This is a genomic window from Sodalis sp. RH16 (assembly GCF_047324245.1).
GTDB lineage: Bacteria > Pseudomonadota > Gammaproteobacteria > Enterobacterales > Enterobacteriaceae > Acerihabitans > Acerihabitans ligni.
This window is the reverse complement of sequence record NZ_CP178737.1, coordinates 3,334,705-3,353,771: the sequence shown is the minus strand read 5'-3', so window position 1 is coordinate 3,353,771 and position 19,067 is coordinate 3,334,705. Positions and strand designations below refer to the sequence as shown.

Here is a 19,067-nt window from a genome sequence, read left to right as displayed (position 1 = left end):
GTTAGGCATTGTTACCAAATATAAAGCTGGCGCCGGACCCGGTTCTCTCTTTACGGGCGTCGGCGCCGGCTAAAACATCATAGATCGGTTTTGATGGCGGCGGCGTCCCGCGCGCGTTCAAACGCAAGGGAAAGCAGCCGGTCGATTAGCTGCGGATAATCCAGGCCGCTGGCTTCCCAGAGCTTCGGATACATGCTGATGGAGGTAAAACCGGGAAGGGTATTGACTTCGTTGATGATAATGTCATCGTCTTCGGTGACGAAAAAATCCACCCGCGCCATAACGGCACAGCCCAGCACCCGATATGCCGCCTGGGCTATCAGGCGGATTTCATCGCTCAGACGATTTTCCAGCTGCGCCGGGATGACCAGCCCGGCCTGACCGTCTTTCAGATATTTGGTGTCGTAAGCATAAAATTCATCATTGGACAGAATCTCGCCGCATACGCTGACCGCCGGCTGGTCGTTGCCCAACACCGCCGTTTCAATCTCACGTCCGTCGATGGCGGTTTCCACCAGGACCTTATGATCGTAAACCAGCGCCAGGTCCAGCGCGTGCCGGAAACCGGCCTGATCGAGCACTTTGCTTACCCCCACCGAGGATCCCTGGCTGGCGGGTTTGATAAACAGGGGCAACCCCAGTTGGTGGACAATGGCGCTGAAATCCGCCGTGGCGGCATCGGTGCGATGGATGGTCACCGAGGGCGTCACCGGCAAGCCGGCGTCGCGCAGGATCCGCTTGGTCATGTCTTTATCCATGCAGACGGCGGAACCCAGTACGTCCGGCCCGGCGAAAGGAATCCCAAGCACCCGCAGCAGCCCCTGAACGGAACCGTCTTCGCCCGCCGCGCCATGCAGCACGGAAAACGCCACGTCAATCGCCGGCAACGTTTCGCCGCTGGCGATATCTTTCAATTGACCGCCGTGGCCCCCGGGAACGACCGCCAGATAATGCGCGGAGGGAGCGAGTTCAATGCGCGCCGGATCGTCCGGATTGACCAGATAATTGGCCTCATCGCACAGCATCCAGCGCCCAAGCTTATCGACGCCAATCAACGTCAGATCATACTTTTGCCGATCAACGGCTTTGATAACATTGATCGACGATCGCAACGAGACCTCGTGTTCGGTGGATTGACCGCCGAACAGTACCGCCAGCCGCTTTTTGCCGTTTACCGGTTGTTCCATCACATCCTCTTTGGTCGTTAAGACAAGATATTAACGCCAACAGAGTATTAGCCGGGGAAGTGCATGTAAAGCACCGGCTGGAGCGGTCGTTTAAAGTTTGATCCATCCTGTGCATCCGCGTCATCAAACCATTACGCCTTTACCGCCGGCATGAGGTTCCGCGAGCGCATCCTGCCCCGGGTGACCATCGTCAAGATGGGATAACAGGCTGATGCAGTCATCTTCCAGGGCGGTGAAAAAACTGGTCAGGGACAGAGTGGCGATTTTTGCCCGCGTCAGCGCTGTTTTTATCGCCGCCTTGTCCTGGTTTTGTACTGCTTGATAAAGGTCGCCATAACCGGCAAAAAACGTGTTCAGCCTTTTATTGTAAACCGCGTCAAAATCAGAATTATCTTCGATGTTCAACGGAATATCTTCACGACGCGGCGTGAGGCCGCCATTAAGTCCGGTGAGCAGAATTTTTATTGCGTTGAACGATTGCGGTTGCCCCATCGCCAGTTTCTCCGGTCACTGTTTACACTGTTTTTCATTATCCCTTCCATTATCCAGATAATGTTCGGGTTATTTTCACAGCGGCTCAGCGCCGCCATGGATATTTATTCTATAATCAATACCCGACGGAATAACAGGGCTGGACATTAAACGAATCGCAAATATTACCGAAAAGAACAGTGGCCCATTACGGAAGCGGCGGGAGGCCAAAGGGGAAAAAATCGTCCGGGAGCGAGTCATCGCCGCTGCCGGCGACTGCGGACGCCGGATGGGAAGCATTGGTTTTTCCCGCCAGATAGGCATTAAGAATTTGCCGGGCGCCTTCCATCTTCTGGAACACCCGGGCGGGCTGACCCGCGACGCCGGCAAAATCCTGCCGAAGGCAGGATGGGGGATGAACCATTGCCGATGCGGCAATGCTCCCGTTCTCATCCAGGCAAAAATTGAATATGGACCCTTGATGCTGAACCAGAAAACGCCGGCGGTCCGGGGTGCAGGCGATACGATCCGCCACCCCCCGCATGTTTTTCAGCAAGGCGGCAACCTGCCGCGCATCCTCCTGGTCTTTCACCAGGAACCGGCAGGCAGGCTGAACATTTTCCGGGCTTTGCTCCGCATGGGCAAAAGACCGCCGTAAGGACCGGTTTTGCCCGGGGATGTCGATGGGCATGGTGCGGGCGGAACCGTTACCGACGCCAAAACAAAAGCTGCTGAATGATTCCATGCGATTAATGCTTCCACCGGCAGGGCTTCCCGTTCCGGCGTTTGTGCCGCATGCCGGCGCAATGCCATTGGTATTGAAATCCATATTTCCTCCGGAAATGGCGCTTGCCATTAATCTATAGCCAGTGGAGTGGCATTATATCTGATAAATTTATTTTTTTAAGTCACCTAAAAGAAAACACCATTTAACTGTTACACTTATATCAATGTCAAATATACTGATATAACCGTCAAATAAATGCAGAAAGTTATTTAATAAATACAAGAGATAGTCATATCATACTTATTAAAGAATATATTCACTTTGCTCTTGTCCTGGCCGGATAGACATCCTCATGTTTTTTTGCAGTGGCGTGAAAGGACAAAGCGGCAGGTGAAACAAATAATGCCATCCGGTGGGATGGCATCGCGACAAGCCTTGACCGGGTACGCCGTTAGCGGCGTTCCGACGTCAAATCTGTTTTGGCGGAGGAGTTTTTGTCATGTTCCTTGGCATGGCCGATTTTGGAGATAACATTGAACAGTTCGCCCAATCCGTAAATCAAGCCTAAAATGACGGCCATGACGATTGGCACCATGAGCACTACGACTAACAAGCTTTCCAGTAATTCTAGCATTTGGCCTCATTTCATGCCGGCGGCAGGTGTTATCAGGATCATGATGTCTTTATACCAGTTTCTGGCGCGGCTGCTTAAGCTTTTTATGTTATAGCGCACGGGATGTGCCTTGGCGACGGCATATCATTTGCCCCCGGGCGCTGAATCGGCGAGAATTTATCGGCTTCCCCATCGCCGAGCCAACCATCAACCACCAGACAAGGCAGACAGGCATGCAGGCCGAAATCCTTTTAACCCTGAAACTTCAGCAGCGTCTTTTTGCCGACCCGCGAAGGATAGCCCTGCTTAAACAGATAAAGCTGACCGGCTCCATAAGCCAGGGCGCCAAACTGGCGGGTATTAGCTACAAAAGCGCCTGGGACGCCATTAGCGCCATGAACGAACTGGCGGAACAAACCCTGGTTGAAAGGGCCACCGGGGGCAAAGGCGGCGGCGGAGCGACCCTGACGCGCTATGCCGAACGGTTACTGCAACTCTATGATTTATTGGGCCAGATTCAGCAAAAGGCCTTTGACGTTTTACAAGACGATCGTATGCCGCTGGACAGCCTGCTGGCGGCCATTTCACGTTTTTCCCTGCAAACCAGCGCCCGCAACCAATTTTTTGGCACCGTCATTGACCGCACCCACCAGCATGTGCAGCAGCAGGTTCAAATCCTGCTGGCGGACGGCCGGACCCGCTTGATGGTGGCCCTGACCCAGCAGAGCGGCGATCGGTTGCAGCTGGCGCCGGGCAAAGAGGTGCTGGCGTTAATCAAGGCCCCCTGGGTTTCCGTGGTAGCCGGGGAGCAAACCATCGACGACGCCGACAACGTCCTCTACGGCACCCTGACCCATATTGAACAGGGAGAGCATAACGATGAGGTGTTGCTGACCCTGGCCGGAGGCGAAGTGTTATGCGCCACGCTGCCCAAAGCCGTGATGGCGGAGCAGCATTTCACTCTCGGCCAGAAAATCACAGCATATTTTAATGCCGATAAGGTGATCCTCGCCACGCTGTGCTGAAGGCGGCAAAAAAGTTGACATCGGCGGGTAAAATATTGATGCTGACGGCATCAGTTGCATAAAAAGGAACAATCGATGCCGTCATTGCATATTTCGCAAGGATTATTTCGTCTTAGCGATACACGTACGTTATCCATCCCACAGCTGGACATTCGTGCCGGTGAAGGCTGGGCGTTTGTCGGCGCCAACGGCAGCGGCAAATCCGCGTTGGCGCGGGCGCTGGCGGATGAACTCCCCCTTATGTCCGGCTCCCGACGCAGCGACTACCGGCGCATAGCCAGGCTCTCCTTTGAACAGCTGCAAAAGCTGGTGGCGGAGGAGTGGCAGCGCAATAACACCGATCTGTTAAGCGAAGGGGAGGAGGATACCGGCCGGACCGCCGGAGAAATTATCCAGCAGGATTATAAAGACCCGGCGCTGTGCCAAACGCTGGCGACACAATTCGGCATCACCCATCTGCTGTCCCGGCGTTTCAAATACCTTTCCACCGGCGAAACGCGTAAAACCTTATTGTGCCAGGCGCTGATGGCCAAACCCGATATCCTGATCCTGGATGAGCCCTTCGACGGCCTTGATGTGGCCTCCCGCGCCCAGCTGAGCGACATGCTGCATGGTCTGGGAGACGGCAGCATGGCCCTGGTGCTGATACTCAACCGGTTCGACGACATTCCGGCCTATATCGGCAATGTGGGGATCTTGGCGGATTGTGAATTAACCTGTACCGGCGATCGCGAAACGCTGCTGGCACAAGCGCTGGTGGCCCAGTTGGCCCATGCCGAATCAATGAACGGCATCCAATTGCCCGACACCGAGGCGCCGGGGCAAAAAAACACCCTGCCCGCCGGCGAACCCTTGATTACCTTGCGCAACGGCGTCGTCACCTATCAGGATCGTCCCATCCTGCACCACCTGGACTGGCAGGTGCTGCCGGGCCAGCACTGGCAAATCGTCGGGCCGAACGGAGCCGGTAAATCCACTCTGCTGAGCCTGGTCACCGGAGACCAGCCTCAAGGCTACAGTAACGATCTCACGCTGTTCGGCCGCCGTCGCGGCAGCGGTGAAACCATCTGGGATATCAAACGCCATATCGGCTATGTCAGCAGCAGCCTGCACCTGGATTACCGGGTCAGCGCCACTGCCCGCAGCGTCATTTTGTCGGGATTTTTCGACTCCATCGGCATCTACCAGGCGGTATCGGAACGCCAGCAGTTGTTAACCCGGCAGTGGCTGGACTTATTGGGACTGACCGGCGCGGCGGACGCGCCTTTCCACAGCTTATCCTGGGGGCAGCAGCGGTTGGTGCTGATTGCCCGCGCCATGGTCAAACATCCGGCCCTGCTGATCCTTGACGAACCCTTGCAGGGTCTCGATCCCCTGAACCGCGCGCTGGTGCGCCGCTGGGTAGATGTGCTTATCGGCGAAGGGGATACTCAGCTGCTATTCGTTTCACACCATGCGGAAGATGCGCCCGAATGCATCACCCACCGGCTGACCTTTGTGCCGCAAGGGGACATCTACCGCTATCGGTTCGAGACGTTATAATCGCCCCCTCTCTCGGGCCGGTCCTTTCCACCGGCCTGGGTTTTCAGTAATGTAAGCGTTACCATATTCCTCGCTCCCATGCCGTGCGGTATGGTGCCCTCTTCTCCCCTGATACTTCCTGTGAATGCTGTAGGCGAGGTCGCAAATTTCAGCTAAAATCATGTGTAATCGATTTCATTTATATCGACAAGATCACCTTTTGAGGCGATGTGACATGATAATTTAAACCCATGGAAGGATAGAGGACCAGCTAATGTCAATATTAGTAACGGGTGGTAGCGGTTACATTGGTAGCCATACCTGTGTGCAGCTCCACGGGGCGGGCTACGATCCGATCATTTTGGATAATTTGTATAACAGCAAAGCCAGCGTCGTGGATACCTTGGCCCGCCTGTGCGGCGCCAAACCAACCTTCTACCGGGGAGATATCCGCGATAAAACCCTGCTCTCGGCTATCTTTCGCGAACATCACATCGAAGCGGTTATTCATTTCGCCGGCCTGAAGGCGGTGGGGGAATCGGTAATCAAGCCGGTGGAATACTACGAAAATAATGTCTACGGCACCCTGGCGCTGGTGGACGCCATGGGCGAGGCCGGGGTGAAAAATCTGATTTTCAGCTCCTCCGCCACGGTTTACGGCGATCAGCCTGTCGTTCCCTATGACGAGAGTTTGCCCGCCGGTCAGCCATCAAGCCCCTATGGCCGCAGCAAACTCATGGCGGAACAGATACTGCAGGATCTGCAACGGGCTGAGCCCGATTGGAGCATCACCCTGCTGCGTTATTTCAATCCGGTAGGCGCCCATCCCTCCGGAGAGATGGGGGAAGACCCGCAAGGCATCCCCAATAATCTCATGCCGTTTATCGCCCAGGTGGCGGTGGGCCGTCGGCCGTCCTTGACGATTTTCGGCAATGACTTCCCCACCCCGGACGGCACCGGCGTTCGTGACTATATTCATGTTGTGGATTTGGCCGACGGCCATGTGGCGGCGCTGAACGCCCTGCGTAATAAGGCGGGCACCCATATCTATAACCTGGGTTCCGGCGTCGGACACAGCGTCATGGAGGTAGTCAACGCGTTCAGCAAGGCGTGCGGCCGGGAGATCCCCTATCAATTCGCCCCGCGGCGCGACGGCGATCTGGCCGCCTATTGGGCCTCACCGGATAAGGCGGCCCGTGAACTGAACTGGCGGGTAACCCGCTCGCTGGCCGATATGGCCGAAGATACCTGGCGCTGGCAGTCCCGGCACCCGAATGGTTATCCGGAATAAAGGAGATTCACATGCAGTTTAACCCCGTCGATCATCCCCATCGCCGTTACAATCCGCTGACCGGTCAATGGGTGCTGGTTTCTCCGCACCGGGCGAAACGGCCCTGGCAGGGCCAGCAGGAAACGCCGGCCTCCAATCAATTGCCCGCCCACGATCCGCAGTGTTTCCTGTGCCCGGGCAATACCCGTGTCTCGGGGGATAAAAACCCCGACTATCAGACCACCTATGTCTTTACCAATGATTTTGCCGCCCTGATGGAGGATACGCCCGATGCCGCGCCGGGCGACAATCCCTTGATGCGCAGTGAAAGCGCCCGCGGCACCAGCCGGGTCATCTGCTTTTCCCCCGATCACAGTAAAACCCTGCCGGAATTGCCGTTGCCCGCCCTGGAGGCCATTGTCAAAACCTGGCAAGAACAGAGCGCCGAACTGGGACAGCGTTATCCCTGGGTGCAGGTATTTGAGAACAAGGGCGCCGCCATGGGCTGCTCCAATCCCCACCCCCACGGCCAAATCTGGGCCAACAGCTTTTTGCCCAATGAAGCCGAGCGGGAAGACCGATACCAGCGGGATTACTTCCGTCAGCACGGTTCGCCGATGCTGGTGGACTACACGGCCAATGAGCTGGCCGACGGTGCGCGCACCGTGGTGGAAACCGAGCACTGGCTGGCGGTGGTGCCCTATTGGGCGGCTTGGCCGTTCGAAACCCTGCTGCTGCCAAAAGCCCATGTATTGCGCCTGGACGCCCTGAATGCATCACAAAGCGCCGATTTGGCGGTAGCGCTGAAGAAGCTTACCAGCAGATATGACAACCTGTTCAAATGCTCATTCCCCTATTCCATGGGATGGCACGGCGCGCCGTTTATCAACCAGGACAACAGCCATTGGCAACTGCATGCCCATTTCTATCCGCCGCTGCTGCGTTCGGCGACGGTGCGCAAGTTTATGGTCGGATATGAAATGCTGGCGGAAACCCAGCGCGATTTGACCGCCGAGCAAGCCAGCGACCGCCTGCGTGCGGTCGGCGACATTCATTTTCGGGACACCGGAGTATCCCTATGACGTTAAAAAACATCACCGAAACCACCTTCCGTCAATCCTTTGGTTACGATGCCGCGCTCACGGTGAAAGCACCCGGCCGCGTTAACCTGATCGGCGAACATACCGATTATAACGATGGTTTTGTTCTCCCCTGTGCCATCGACTATGAAACCGTGGTGAGCTGCGCCAAACGCGATGATCGCAAGATTCGGGTTATTGCCGTGGATTGTGACCATCAGCAAGATATTTTTTCGCTGGATGAGCCAATTTTATCCCATGACAGCCAGCAGTGGTCCAACTATGTCCGCGGCGTAGTGAAACACTTGCAGCAGCGTGACTCGAATTTCGGCGGCGCCGACTTGGTGCTCAGCGGCAACGTTCCCCAGGGGGCGGGCCTGAGTTCATCGGCATCGCTTGAAGTGGCGGTGGGCAAGGCCATCCAGACCCTGTATCACCTCCGGCTGGACGACGTGGCCCTGGCGCTTAACGGCCAGGAAGCGGAAAACCAGTTTGTCGGCTGTAACTGCGGCATTATGGATCAATTGATTTCAGCGCTGGGCAAAGATAACCATGCGCTGCTGATCGACTGCCGCACTCTGGGTACCCGGGCCGTGCCCATGCCGGCGAACGTCGCGGTGATCATCATCAACTCCAACGTGAAACGCGGCCTGGTGGATAGCGAATATAACGCCCGCCGCGAACAGTGTGAAACCGGCGCGCGTTTTTTCGCCGTCGACAAACTGCGCGATGTGGAATTGAGCCAGTTCGAAGCGGTGGAACACGAATTGGATCCGGTGGTCGCCAAACGCGTGCGGCATGTGCTGACTGAAAATGCGCGTACCCTGGCCGCCGCCGAGGCGCTGGCCGCGGGAGATTTAACCAAAATGGGAATTTTGATGGCGGAGTCTCACGCTTCCATGCGGGATGACTTTGAAATCACCGTTCCCCCCATCGATAGCCTGGTGGAAATCGTTAAACAGGAAATCGGTACCGAAGGCGGCGTTCGCATGACCGGCGGCGGGTTTGGCGGTTGCGTGGTGGCGCTGGTGCCCACAGAGCGCGTTGAGTCGGTACGCGCGGCGGTTGCGGAACAATACCGGCAAAAAACCGGCCTTAAAGAGACTTTTTATGTTTGCCATGCTTCCGAAGGAACAGGTCTATGTTAAAAGAGTTTGAATCCGGCACGGCCCCCGACGGTAAACCGTTCAACTGCCTGACCCTGGGCTCTGAAACGGGTCTGCAGATAACCCTGATGGATTGGGGGGCTACCTGGCTCTCATGCCAGCTGCCGCTGAAATCCGGCGCCAAACGGGAAGTGCTGCTGGGGTGTCCGACCCCGGCGGATTACCTCAAGCAGAGCGCCTACCTGGGAGCGACGGTGGGCCGCTATGCCAACCGTATCGCAAAAGCCAATCTTACCCTGGACGGCCATCATTGGCCGTTAAGCGCCAATCAGGGCGAACACCAGTTGCACGGCGGTCCGACAGGCTTCAACGCCCGTCGCTGGGAGTGCGTGGAACATAGCCTGACCTCGGTGCTATACCGCTTATCCTCCGCCGACGGCGACCAGGGTTTTCCCGGCAACCTGACGGCGATGGTGCGTTATACCGTCACCGAAGACAACGCCGTGGCCATCGCTTACCGCGCCACCGTGGATCACCCCTGTCCGGTCAACCTGACCAATCATGCCTATTTTCATCTGGACGGCGCCAATAGCGACATCCGACAGGAAACGCTGCAGATCTATGCCGGCCAGTACCTGCCGGTGGACAGCGACGGCATACCCTGCGCGCCGCTGGCGGATGTGGACAATACCGGCATGGATTTTCGTAAACCCAAGACCATTTCCCAGGATTTTCTGCGCGATCGCGATCAACAGCGGGTCAAAGGCTACGATCATGCCTATTTGCTGTATACCGCCTGCCGCGACGGCGACAGTCCCGCGGCGCAGCTCTGGTCGGCTGACGGCCAGGTGCTGTTGAAGGTCTTTACCACCGCGCCGGCTCTGCAGCTATACACCGGCAATTACCTGGCGGGGACGCCGGCGCGCCAGGGCGGGGAGTACCTCAACTACAGCGGCGTGGCTTTGGAGAGCGAGTTTTTGCCGGACAGTCCGCATCACCCGGAATGGCCGCAGCCTGACTGCTGGCTCCAGCCGGGCGAGACCTATCGTTCCCAAACCCGTTATCAGTTCGTGGCGTTATAGCAAGATAGCAATAGTGTAGCGGGTTATTTATTTCACGCTGTTTAACGCTATGCGGTTGCCGCATCCACCGGGCAGGCAATATAATAAAAGGAGTTTTCACAAAAATCTTTAGACTTTAAGGAGTCAACGATGGCGGTAACGAAACTGGTTCTGGTACGACACGGTGAAAGCCAGTGGAATAATGAAAATCGCTTTACCGGCTGGACGGACGTCGATTTGTCCGACAAAGGCCGCACTGAAGCTAAACAAGCGGGTAAACTGCTGAAAGATGAAGGTTTTATTTTCGATTTCGCCTATACCTCCGTCTTGAAGCGCGCCATTCATACCCTGTGGAATATACTGGACGAACTGGACCAGGCTTGGCTGCCGGTTGAAAAATCCTGGCGTCTGAACGAACGCCATTACGGCGCGTTGCAAGGACTGAACAAAGCCGAAACCGCCGAAAAATACGGTGACGAACAGGTGAAACAATGGCGTCGCGGTTTTGCCGTGACCCCTCCGGAACTCACCCGTGATGATGAACGTTTCCCGGGGCATGATGCCCGCTACGCCAAGCTGACAGAGGCTGAACTGCCCACCACGGAAAGCCTGGCGCTGACCATCGAACGGGTCACCCCTTACTGGAACGAAACGATTTTACCGCGCATGAAGAGCGGTGAACGCGTTATTATCGCCGCCCACGGCAACTCCATTCGCGCCCTGGTGAAATTCCTCGATCATATGAGCGAAGAAGAAATTCTTGAGCTGAATATCCCCACAGGGGTACCGCTGGTTTATGAATTCGACGATAACATGAAACCCATCAAGCATTATTATCTGGGCAACGCCGCTGAAATCGCCGCCAAAGCGGCCGCGGTGGCCAATCAGGGCAAAGCCAAGTAATTTGTCCCGTTGAACCGAAGCGATTGCCGGCGATAAACGCTTTACCGGCAATCGCGTTCACAAAATCAAATCAGGCCGGCTTTTCGCCTTGCAGGCGACGATCGCGCACCGCCTGCGCCAATTCTCCCAGCATGGTTTCGGTGTCGTTCCAGCCGATGCAGGCGTCGGTAATACTCCGGCCATAGACCAGCGCTTCACCGCTTTCCAGGTTTTGATTTCCCGCCAGCAAATGGCTCTCCACCATTACGCCGATAATACCCCGCTCGCCGCCGCTCAGCTGTCCGCAGACATCCCGCGCGACATCCAACTGTTTCTGGTACTGTTTGCTGCTGTTGGCATGGCTGAAATCAATCATCACCTGCGCCGGCAGTCCCGCTTTCGCCAGGCCGTCTTTAACCGCTTTCACATGGTGGGCGCTGTAATTCGGCTCTCTGCCGCCGCGCAAAATAATATGGCAGTCGGCGTTGCCGCTGGTATTGACGATGGCGGAGTGCCCCCACTTCGTTACGGAGAGGAAACAGTGCGCCGCGCCCGCGGCGTTAATGGCGTCGATAGCCACCTTAATAGTGCCGTCGGTGCCGTTCTTGAACCCAACCGGACAGGACAGGCCCGATGCCAGCTCGCGATGGACCTGGGACTCGGTGGTCCGGGCGCCGATAGCGCCCCAGCTCATCATATCAGCGACATATTGCGGCGTAATCATATCCAGAAACTCGCCCGCGGCCGGCAACCCGCTATCGTTGATGTCCAGTAATAACTTGCGGGCGATGCGCAAGCCGTCGTTAATCTGAAAACTATTGTCCATGTAAGGGTCATTGATCAGCCCCTTCCAGCCCACCGTGGTGCGTGGTTTTTCAAAATAAACCCGCATGACGATTTCCAGCTCGTCCTGTAATTGATTCCTCAGCGCCAATAAACGACCGGCATACTCTTTTGCCGCCTCGGTATCATGGATGGAACAGGGTCCGATCACCACCAGCAGACGATCGTCATTGCCTTTGAGGATGCGATGAATGGATGCCCGGGCGGCGGCAACGGTTTTGGCGGCCTGTTCGGTGGCCGGAAATTTTTCCAAAAGGGCCACCGGCGGCAGCAATTCTTTAATTTCTCTTATTCTTAAATCGTCATTGAGATAATTCATAAACTTTAGTTCTCTGCGCACCGCGGCGCCTAGGGATAACTTCATGATATATGCCGGATAATCTAGCCCGGCAGACTTCGTCTGTAAATGCGCATTTCGGGCATAAGCCAACTCAAAGTTGATCAATGCCGATTGTTGGCTATGCTTAAACAATGATAAGCCAAAAATAACCGGCACTTAACCTGCCGTAGTCATTGGCTTAACATTTTCTTGCGAGGCCCCCGGATGCGCCTTAAACAGCTTTTCCGATCGTGAAAAATGTAAAAATGCGGGCTTTCATTCACCCCCAGTCCGAAAGAGGGAAAATATTATGCAAACCACCACCCTAAAGAACATGGCAATGCTTTTTTTGACAGCGGTAATGACTTTGGGTAGCGGAGCAGCATTAGCCGCGACGGCAAGTTCATCCAACGATACCGGCTCAACCTCCAACAATGGTCAGGAAAATCAATCGAACAGTCCCGGCGCAAAACAGAACCTGCCGCCTAATAATGTCGATAACAGCAAGATTAACACCAGCAATACCGACAGTTCTAATATGAGCGCCAGTGACATTGATAAAAATACCAAATGCAAAGATGGAAAATGTCCTAACATCAACAGCAAAGTCCAAACTGGTCCCGGTTCAACGCCCAATGGGACAAAAACAGACGGAACGACACAGTAAGGCTATTTAAGTATCTGCTGTTCGAATACTCTGATTAATGCCGCACTTTTATATAGCGCCATCTTTTACTGAGTATTATACCGGGAATCAGGCCATGGCCTGATTCCTTTTTTTATTCGGATTTCACCACCGCATCCGGCCATTGACGCGAGCATACCCCGCAGCCGTCGATACGTTACCTTAGGGGCAGCCACACCGAACGCCCCGGTGCTTTTTGGTAAAAAATAGCTGCATAAAATTTTACGGTAACTTTCGCCATCACCGGTATACTCGGGGTAAATGCGTTTCATTTATGACTTTATTCATTTTAAGGTACCCTGATGGCGGCCACACACAATCATGCGCATGGCGCGGCGGAAAACAGCAATAACCGGCGGCTGCTGGCGGCGTTTGCCATAACCGCCCTGTTTATGGTGGTGGAAGTCGCGGGCGGCCTTTTTACCGGCTCGCTGGCGCTGCTGGCCGACGCCGGACATATGCTCACCGATGCCGCGGCGCTGTTGATGGCGTTGCTGGCGGTCAGGTTCGCCCAGCGCAAACCCAATAGCAGCCATACCTTCGGTTATCTGCGCCTGACCACCCTGGCGGCGTTTATCAATGCCCTGGCCCTGCTGGTCATCACACTGCTCATCGTATGGGAAGCAGTCCGGCGTTTTTACCAGCCCCATCCCATCGCCGGCTGGCCGATGTTGATCATCGGGGTTGGCGGCCTGGTGGCGAATCTGCTCTCTTTCTGGATGCTCCACGGCGGCGAAGGGGAAAAGAATATCAATCTGCGCGCCGCCGCCCTGCATGTCCTGGGCGATTTGCTGGGTTCGGTGGGGGCGATCGTGGCGGCGGGAGTGATTGTTTTCACCGGCTGGCTGTATATTGACCCCATATTGTCATGCCTGGTGTCATGCCTGGTGCTGCGCAGCGGCTGGCGGCTGTTGCAAGAGAGCCTGCATGAGCTGCTGGAAGGTACGCCGAGTCAAATCGATATTGAAAAACTCAAACGCGATATGTGTCTTAATATTCCCGAAGTGCGCAACATCCATCATGTGCATGTCTGGCAGGTGGGTGAAAGACCGGTGATGACGCTGCATGCCCAGGTCATTCCCCCTTATGACCACGACGCCCTGCTTCATCAGATCCAGCACTACCTGCTGGATCACTATCAGATAAGCCACGCCACCGTACAAATGGAGTACCAGCAGTGTCCGGAGGACGATTGCGGTATCACGGTAGACACGGCGGAACCAACACATGCCCATGCCCACGCACATGCCCATCACCCGCATTGAATGCCGGCGGCCTCAGTCCGCCCGGCAAGACGCGGGAGCGCTCCATCCCTGGCATCATCCTCATTGTCAGGTTCAGGCATTGCCGGTGACCTTGACATTCAGCCCGGCCGCGAACGACAACATGCGGTTCAGCGACACCAGCGCCTTGTCACGCAGCCCTGCAGCCACATGCACTTCATGCTGTTCCCCTCCCTCTTCAAGTCCCCGTGCTATGGCTTCAAGGCCGTTCATGGCCATCCAGGGACAATGGGCACAGCTGCGACAGGTTGCGCCATCGCCGGCGGTAGGGGCTTCCAACAGCATTTTATCGGGGCAGGCTTGCTGCATTTTGTAAAAAATGCCCCGGTCGGTGGCGACAATCATCTGCTGTTGCGGCAGCCTTTTCGCGGCCTGAATGAGCTGGCTGGTGGACCCCACCGCGTCGGCCATCTCCACAATCGCCTGGGGCGACTCGGGATGAACCAGTACCGCGGCCTCGGGATAAAGGGCCTTCATACGCAGTAGCGCCTGGGTTTTGAATTCGTCATGGACGATACAGGCGCTTTGCCAGCAGAGAATATCCGCCCCGGTCTGTTGCTGCACGTAGCGGCCGAGATGACGATCCGGCGCCCAAATGATTTTTTCACCCAGGCCGTCCAAATGCTCAATAAGTTCCACGGCGATACTGGAGGTGACAACCCAGTCGGCACGGGCTTTCACCGCGGCGGAGGTATTGGCATAAACCACCACGGTGCGATCGGGATGAGCATCGCAAAAAGCACTGAACTCTTCAATGGGACAGCCCAAATCCAGCGAACACTCCGCCTTGAGGGTCGGCATCAGCACGGTTTTTTCCGGACTGAGAATTTTTGCCGTTTCGCCCATAAAACGCACACCGGCCACCAGCAATGTGGTGGCGGGATGGGTACTGCCGAATCTGGCCATCTCCAGGGAGTCGGCCACACAGCCGCCGGTGGCTTCCGCCAGCGCCTGGATCTCGGGGTCGGTATAATAATGAGCGACCATTACCGCATTGCGACGCTTTAACAGTTCTTTGATTTTGCTATAATAAAACTGCTTTTCATCCACGCTGAGCGGCCGCGGTTTAGGCGGAAACGGGTAAATGGCAGCATTGGTATCCAGTAGCTCAATCATCTTTATCTCGCATATATTCCGGTGCAAGGGCAACATGCCGACCTGTGCCGGTGGGTCTGTTTACGACCTGAATGTTTTATATACTAAACAAAATAATCAAATTTGCGGCAAAAGTCCCCATAAATTTGTGTTATTTTGTATATTTGTTTAGTTGAAAGGATTCTAGCAAGATGTTGGTGGGTGGTGCAGGACGACTCGTGCGATATAAGCGTTAAGCGGAAATTTGCAGCCTAGGGGAAGTATTTTGAAAGTGGTGGGTCGTGCAGGATAACTCGGCCTTTGGCCTCGCCCTTCGGGTCGTTGCCATACGGCAACGCTGTCTCGCTTCGCTCGGCTCAAACCTGCGCAGGTTCTCATCCAGCACGACACGTGGAATATTTACGTTTTGAGGAAATTTGCTGCCAGGGGAGGTATTTTTGGAAGTGGTGGGTCGTGCAGGATAACTCGGCCTTTGGCCTCGCCCTTCGGGTCGTTGCCATACGGCAACGCTGTCTCGCTTCGCTCGGCTCAAACCTGCGCAGGTTCTCATCCAGCACGACACGTGGAATATTTACGTTTTGAGGAAATTTGCTGCCAGGGGAGGTATTTTTGAAAGTGGTGGGTCGTGCAGGATTCGAACCTGCGACCAATTGATTAAAAGTCAACTGCTCTACCAACTGAGCTAACGACCCACAGGGACGGTGTTATGCGAAAGGAGCAAAACACGGCAAAAAGAGTTACTCGCCGGGGCAAATGCTATCCCGCGAGCGTCACAAAAAATTGACCTGGTCGGATAATGGTGGGTCGTGCAGGATTCGAACCTGCGACCAATTGATTAAAAGTCAACTGCTCTACCAACTGAGCTAACGACCCTTTTACCCGATTTCTTACTGCTACCCTGGACAGAACGCTTTCCCATGGCAACGGCGGCATATATTACTAATTAATTAATTCTGCGCAACCTAAATTTCCAATAGGAGCGTTCAACTGCCTGATCTTCGAGCACTCAGGCCTAAACTAGGTGATTAAACCACGCTCCAGGCCAGAATATACCCATCATACTTCAAGTTGCAGGTGCGTTGGCATTACACGGCCCCGCCCTGCCACTCAAATTTTTTGGGTATAGCTTATAGACCAGCCAGACGTTTTTGCGCCTGCTTGGCTGAATCGGTATTGGGATAAAGTTTGATCACCTGCTGGTAAACGGCCTTCGCTTTATCAGTTTGGCCTTTTTCCTGCATGATTACCCCGACTTTAAACAGCGCTTCGGAGCTTTTCGGCGATTTGGGATAATTTTTGACCACCAACGCGAAATAATATGCCGCGTCGTCTTTTTTACCCTTGTTGTAATTCAACTGTCCCAGCCAGTAGTTGGCATTAGGCTGATAGGTTGAATCCGGGTAGCGTTTGACAAAATTCTGGAACGCAAGGATGCCTTGATCGTACTGTTTTTTCTCAAGCACCAAGGACACCGCCGCATTGTAGTCGGTATTGGCATCGCCCGTGGCTGCGCCTACCGCCGGAGCTGCCGCCGCGGGGGCCGCATCCTGGCCGCCGCCGGTGTCATTTGACGCCGTCGCCGTGCCGTTGTCCGTGGGGGCGGCCGCGTTTTGGCTGCCTTGCTGACCCTGCCCACCCTGGCCACTACTCAAGGTGTCCAGTTGCTGATAGATCTGTTTTTGGCGATCCACAACCTGCGAGAGCTGATACTGGTTTTCCTGGATTTGACCCCGGAGAGAATCGATATCGCGCTGGGTATCGGCAAGCTGTTGCTGAAGTTGAGTTAATAGCTGGGCGTGAGCGTTAGTGATACGCTCAAGCTGAGTGACCCGGTCTTCCACCGAGCCGGAGCCGACATTACTGATTGGCGCTTGGGCAGTAGCAGCCCATGGGGCTGCTACGCCAACCAGCAACGACAGACTGATGATAGATCGTCTGAAGTTACCGCTCATGCAATTCTCTTAGTATACCAGTACGGCACGACGGTTTTTAGCGTAAGCCGCTTCGTCATGTCCCAGCACAGCCGGTTTTTCTTTACCATAAGATACGATAGAGATTTGATCGGCAGAGACGCCTTTACCCTGAAGATACATTTTCACGGCATTGGCACGACGTTCGCCCAGGGCGATATTATATTCCGGCGTGCCGCGTTCATCCGCATGACCTTCAACTGTCACTTTGTAGGATGGATTGCTGCGCAGGAAGTTAGCATGCGCGTCCAGCATTTGAGCAAAATCAGAACGAATATCGTACTTGTCGAGATCAAAGTAAACGATATTGTTCTTCTGCAGTTCTTGCATCTGCAGGCGAGCCTGTTCTGTGGAGGACGAATTATTTGCACCGCTATTGTCCATACCAGTGCCAGCGCCCATGGAGGTATCAGCACCATTGTTAGCGCTTTTGTGGGAACTACACGCGGCGATAGCCAGTACTGGCACAGCCAACATCAGCCCTTTTAGCACTTTGTTCAGTTGCATCTCATTTTCCTTTTATAGTTTGCCATACATATTTACACATGCATCACAGATACGGAGACCAGGCAGGAAATTTTACCTGTCCATCAGTCGCCGGAAGACGCGCTTTGAAACGCCCATCAGTCGAGACCAGCTGTAACACGGAACCCATTCCCTGTGTGGAGCTATAGATTACCATTGTGCCATTGGGAGCGACGCTAGGCGTCTCATCCAGGAACGTGGCCGACAATACTTGAACGGCTCCCGTAACCAGATCTTGTTTAGCGATATGTTGAGCGCCACCATCGCTGCTGACCATGACCAGGAATTTCCCGTCCGCGCTCACATCCGCATCCTGATTCTGAGAACCTTCCCAGGTCAGGCGCTGCGGACTACCGCCGTTGATACTCACTTTATACAGTTGCGGACGACCGCCCTGGTCGGAAGTATACGCCAGGGTCTGATTGTCCGGGAACCAGGTCGGTTCCGTATTGTTGCTGCGGCCATCAGTGACTTGCCTGATCTGGCCGGAGCCCAAATCCATTACATACAAATTCAAACTGCCCGTCTTCGACAGGGCGAACGCCAATTTGCTGCCGTCAGGAGAAAACGACGGCGCGCCGTTGTGCTGCGGGAAGCTGGCAATCTGGCGGACGTTGCCGTTGGCCAGGGTTTGCACCACCAGGGCGGAACGGCCGCTTTCGAAGGTAACGTAAGCCAGTTTGCTGCCGTCCGGCGACCAGGCCGGTGACATCAGGGGCTGAGGCGAACGATGGACCACGAACTGGTTGAAACCGTCGTAATCGGAAACGCGCAGCTCATAAGGATACTGCCCGCCGTTGGTTTGTACCACATATGCGATGCGTGTGCGGAACGCGCCCTTGATCCCGGTCAACTTTTCAAAGGATTCGTCGCTGACGGTATGCGCGGCATAGCGCAGCCACTGCTTGGTCACCTTGAATTGATTCTGGGACAGCACGGAGGGAGCGCTGCCGGAAGTATCCACCAGCTGGTAGCTCACCACATAACCGCCGTCGGCGCCGGGCTGCACCTGGCCCACCACCACGGCGTCAATGCCGAGGGCGGTCCAGGCAGCCGGGGTCACTTCCGCGGCGGTGGCGGGCTGCTGCGGCATACGGGCGGGGTCGATAGGGTTGAATTTGCCGCTGTTGCGCAAATCCGCCCCGACGATGGTGCCCACTTCCTCAGGAGCGGCTCCCGGACCGGCCCATTTGAAAGGCACTACGGCGATAGGTTTTGCCGAGTCCACCCCCTGGGTGATCTCGATTCTCACTTCGGCATGAAGTATGGATGCCCATAAAAACAGTAAACTTAGCGCTACTCGAAATGCCTGCTTCATTTCATCTCCCATACCGACGCGTTACGCACCGATAAATTAGCAGAATTTTAGCCAAACTTCTTAAACATAACTACAAGGACCAGGCTG

General features: G+C 55.2%; 18 protein-coding genes, 2 tRNA genes and 2 other RNA genes. 9 read left to right on the top strand and 13 right to left on the bottom strand.

Annotated features, from left to right (window positions below):
- Positions 1-77: 77 nt before the first annotated feature.
- The 4 genes from ddlA to ACL2XJ_RS15455 all read right to left on the bottom strand — a co-directional run bounded on the left by ddlA (position 78) and on the right by ACL2XJ_RS15455 (position 3,019).
- A complete protein-coding gene (ddlA, locus tag ACL2XJ_RS15470) occupies positions 78-1,187 on the bottom strand; it encodes a D-alanine--D-alanine ligase (RefSeq protein ID WP_413723725.1) in 1,110 nt (369 codons plus the stop codon).
- Between the two features lie 123 nt (positions 1,188-1,310).
- Positions 1,311-1,679 carry a hypothetical protein gene (locus ACL2XJ_RS15465; RefSeq protein WP_413723724.1) on the bottom strand — a complete coding sequence of 123 codons (369 nt, stop codon included), beginning with the start codon at positions 1,677-1,679 and terminating at the stop codon, positions 1,311-1,313.
- 187 nt (positions 1,680-1,866) lie between these two features.
- A complete protein-coding gene (locus ACL2XJ_RS15460) occupies positions 1,867-2,403 on the bottom strand; it encodes a hypothetical protein (RefSeq protein ID WP_413723723.1) in 537 nt (178 codons plus the stop codon).
- Between the two features lie 433 nt (positions 2,404-2,836).
- Positions 2,837-3,019, bottom strand: coding sequence for an AcrZ family multidrug efflux pump-associated protein (locus ACL2XJ_RS15455; RefSeq protein ID WP_132922762.1), 183 nt, complete (start codon positions 3,017-3,019; stop codon positions 2,837-2,839).
- A 212-nt stretch (positions 3,020-3,231) separates the two neighbouring features.
- Here ACL2XJ_RS15455 and modE point away from each other — a divergent pair, with 212 nt between their 5' ends.
- The 7 genes from modE to gpmA all read left to right on the top strand — a co-directional run bounded on the left by modE (position 3,232) and on the right by gpmA (position 10,963).
- Entirely contained in the window at positions 3,232-4,023 is a 792-nt protein-coding gene (modE, locus tag ACL2XJ_RS15450) for a molybdenum-dependent transcriptional regulator (RefSeq protein ID WP_413723722.1), read from the top strand.
- A gap of 75 nt (positions 4,024-4,098) precedes the next feature.
- Positions 4,099-5,565 carry a molybdate ABC transporter ATP-binding protein ModF gene (gene modF / locus ACL2XJ_RS15445; RefSeq protein ID WP_132922764.1) on the top strand — a complete coding sequence of 489 codons (1,467 nt, stop codon included), beginning with the start codon at positions 4,099-4,101 and terminating at the stop codon, positions 5,563-5,565.
- Positions 5,566-5,818: 253 nt separating this feature from the next.
- Positions 5,819-6,835, top strand: a complete 1,017-nt coding sequence (galE, locus tag ACL2XJ_RS15440; protein ID WP_413723721.1) for a UDP-glucose 4-epimerase GalE — start codon at positions 5,819-5,821, stop codon at positions 6,833-6,835.
- 11 nt (positions 6,836-6,846) lie between these two features.
- Entirely contained in the window at positions 6,847-7,896 is a 1,050-nt protein-coding gene (gene galT, locus ACL2XJ_RS15435; RefSeq protein ID WP_132922766.1) for a galactose-1-phosphate uridylyltransferase, read from the top strand.
- Positions 7,893-9,041 (top strand): galactokinase, encoded by a 1,149-nt coding sequence (gene galK, locus ACL2XJ_RS15430; protein ID WP_203522288.1) that lies wholly within the window; start codon positions 7,893-7,895, stop codon positions 9,039-9,041. Before galT ends, galK begins: the two co-directional genes overlap by 4 nt.
- Positions 9,035-10,081, top strand: a complete 1,047-nt coding sequence (galM, locus tag ACL2XJ_RS15425) for a galactose-1-epimerase (protein WP_413723720.1) — start codon at positions 9,035-9,037, stop codon at positions 10,079-10,081. The genes galK and galM overlap by 7 nt, the downstream gene beginning before the upstream one ends.
- A 129-nt stretch (positions 10,082-10,210) precedes the next feature.
- Positions 10,211-10,963, top strand: a complete 753-nt coding sequence (gene gpmA, locus ACL2XJ_RS15420; RefSeq protein WP_132922769.1) for a 2,3-diphosphoglycerate-dependent phosphoglycerate mutase — start codon at positions 10,211-10,213, stop codon at positions 10,961-10,963.
- A gap of 70 nt (positions 10,964-11,033) precedes the next feature.
- Here the strand turns inward: gpmA and aroG are convergent, their stop codons facing one another.
- On the bottom strand, positions 11,034-12,104 hold the full coding sequence (gene aroG / locus ACL2XJ_RS15415) for a 3-deoxy-7-phosphoheptulonate synthase AroG (RefSeq protein WP_413726899.1): 1,071 nt from the start codon (positions 12,102-12,104) through the stop codon (positions 11,034-11,036).
- Positions 12,105-12,414: 310 nt separating this feature from the next.
- Between aroG and ACL2XJ_RS15410 the strand changes: the two genes are divergently transcribed.
- Positions 12,415-12,771, top strand: coding sequence for a protein YbgS (locus ACL2XJ_RS15410; RefSeq protein ID WP_132922770.1), 357 nt, complete (start codon positions 12,415-12,417; stop codon positions 12,769-12,771).
- A 320-nt stretch (positions 12,772-13,091) separates the two neighbouring features.
- Entirely contained in the window at positions 13,092-14,054 is a 963-nt protein-coding gene (gene zitB, locus ACL2XJ_RS15405) for a CDF family zinc transporter ZitB (protein WP_413723719.1), read from the top strand.
- Positions 14,055-14,126: 72 nt separating this feature from the next.
- Here zitB and nadA read toward each other — a convergent pair whose 3' ends face one another.
- From nadA to tolB, 8 genes are all read right to left on the bottom strand, one after another.
- Positions 14,127-15,188, bottom strand: a complete 1,062-nt coding sequence (gene nadA, locus ACL2XJ_RS15400; protein ID WP_413723718.1) for a quinolinate synthase NadA — start codon at positions 15,186-15,188, stop codon at positions 14,127-14,129.
- A gap of 251 nt (positions 15,189-15,439) precedes the next feature.
- Positions 15,440-15,566: non-coding RNA, RtT sRNA (locus ACL2XJ_RS15395), on the bottom strand.
- Between the two features lie 45 nt (positions 15,567-15,611).
- Positions 15,612-15,738: non-coding RNA, RtT sRNA (locus ACL2XJ_RS15390), on the bottom strand.
- 45 nt (positions 15,739-15,783) lie between these two features.
- Positions 15,784-15,859 (bottom strand) — tRNA-Lys (locus tag ACL2XJ_RS15385).
- Positions 15,860-15,964: 105 nt separating this feature from the next.
- A tRNA-Lys gene (locus tag ACL2XJ_RS15380) sits at positions 15,965-16,040 on the bottom strand.
- A gap of 254 nt (positions 16,041-16,294) precedes the next feature.
- Positions 16,295-17,119: a cell division protein CpoB gene (cpoB, locus tag ACL2XJ_RS15375; RefSeq protein ID WP_413723717.1), complete on the bottom strand. Its 825-nt coding sequence runs from the start codon at positions 17,117-17,119 to the stop codon at positions 16,295-16,297.
- 9 nt (positions 17,120-17,128) lie between these two features.
- Positions 17,129-17,644 carry a peptidoglycan-associated lipoprotein Pal gene (gene pal / locus ACL2XJ_RS15370; protein WP_132922774.1) on the bottom strand — a complete coding sequence of 172 codons (516 nt, stop codon included), beginning with the start codon at positions 17,642-17,644 and terminating at the stop codon, positions 17,129-17,131.
- A gap of 43 nt (positions 17,645-17,687) precedes the next feature.
- Positions 17,688-18,980, bottom strand: a complete 1,293-nt coding sequence (gene tolB / locus ACL2XJ_RS15365) for a Tol-Pal system beta propeller repeat protein TolB (protein ID WP_132922775.1) — start codon at positions 18,978-18,980, stop codon at positions 17,688-17,690.
- Positions 18,981-19,067 lie beyond the last annotated feature (87 nt).

Excerpts from the sequence above, each read along its gene's own strand:
- ddlA (WP_413723725.1), bottom strand. The coding sequence starts at position 1,187 with ATGGAACAACCGGTAAACGGCAAAAAGCGGCTGGCGGTACTGTTCGGC.
- ACL2XJ_RS15465 (WP_413723724.1), bottom strand. The coding sequence starts at position 1,679 with ATGGGGCAACCGCAATCGTTCAACGCAATAAAAATTCTGCTCACCGGA.
- ACL2XJ_RS15460 (WP_413723723.1), bottom strand. The coding sequence starts at position 2,403 with ATGGAATCATTCAGCAGCTTTTGTTTTGGCGTCGGTAACGGTTCCGCC.
- ACL2XJ_RS15455 (WP_132922762.1), bottom strand. The coding sequence starts at position 3,019 with ATGCTAGAATTACTGGAAAGCTTGTTAGTCGTAGTGCTCATGGTGCCA.
- modE (WP_413723722.1), top strand. The coding sequence starts at position 3,232 with ATGCAGGCCGAAATCCTTTTAACCCTGAAACTTCAGCAGCGTCTTTTT.
- modF (WP_132922764.1), top strand. The coding sequence starts at position 4,099 with ATGCCGTCATTGCATATTTCGCAAGGATTATTTCGTCTTAGCGATACA.
- galE (WP_413723721.1), top strand. The coding sequence starts at position 5,819 with ATGTCAATATTAGTAACGGGTGGTAGCGGTTACATTGGTAGCCATACC.
- galT (WP_132922766.1), top strand. The coding sequence starts at position 6,847 with ATGCAGTTTAACCCCGTCGATCATCCCCATCGCCGTTACAATCCGCTG.
- galK (WP_203522288.1), top strand. The coding sequence starts at position 7,893 with ATGACGTTAAAAAACATCACCGAAACCACCTTCCGTCAATCCTTTGGT.
- galM (WP_413723720.1), top strand. The coding sequence starts at position 9,035 with ATGTTAAAAGAGTTTGAATCCGGCACGGCCCCCGACGGTAAACCGTTC.
- gpmA (WP_132922769.1), top strand. The coding sequence starts at position 10,211 with ATGGCGGTAACGAAACTGGTTCTGGTACGACACGGTGAAAGCCAGTGG.
- aroG (WP_413726899.1), bottom strand. The coding sequence starts at position 12,104 with ATGAATTATCTCAATGACGATTTAAGAATAAGAGAAATTAAAGAATTG.
- ACL2XJ_RS15410 (WP_132922770.1), top strand. The coding sequence starts at position 12,415 with ATGCAAACCACCACCCTAAAGAACATGGCAATGCTTTTTTTGACAGCG.
- zitB (WP_413723719.1), top strand. The coding sequence starts at position 13,092 with ATGGCGGCCACACACAATCATGCGCATGGCGCGGCGGAAAACAGCAAT.
- nadA (WP_413723718.1), bottom strand. The coding sequence starts at position 15,188 with ATGATTGAGCTACTGGATACCAATGCTGCCATTTACCCGTTTCCGCCT.
- cpoB (WP_413723717.1), bottom strand. The coding sequence starts at position 17,119 with ATGAGCGGTAACTTCAGACGATCTATCATCAGTCTGTCGTTGCTGGTT.
- pal (WP_132922774.1), bottom strand. The coding sequence starts at position 17,644 with ATGCAACTGAACAAAGTGCTAAAAGGGCTGATGTTGGCTGTGCCAGTA.
- tolB (WP_132922775.1), bottom strand. The coding sequence starts at position 18,980 with ATGAAGCAGGCATTTCGAGTAGCGCTAAGTTTACTGTTTTTATGGGCA.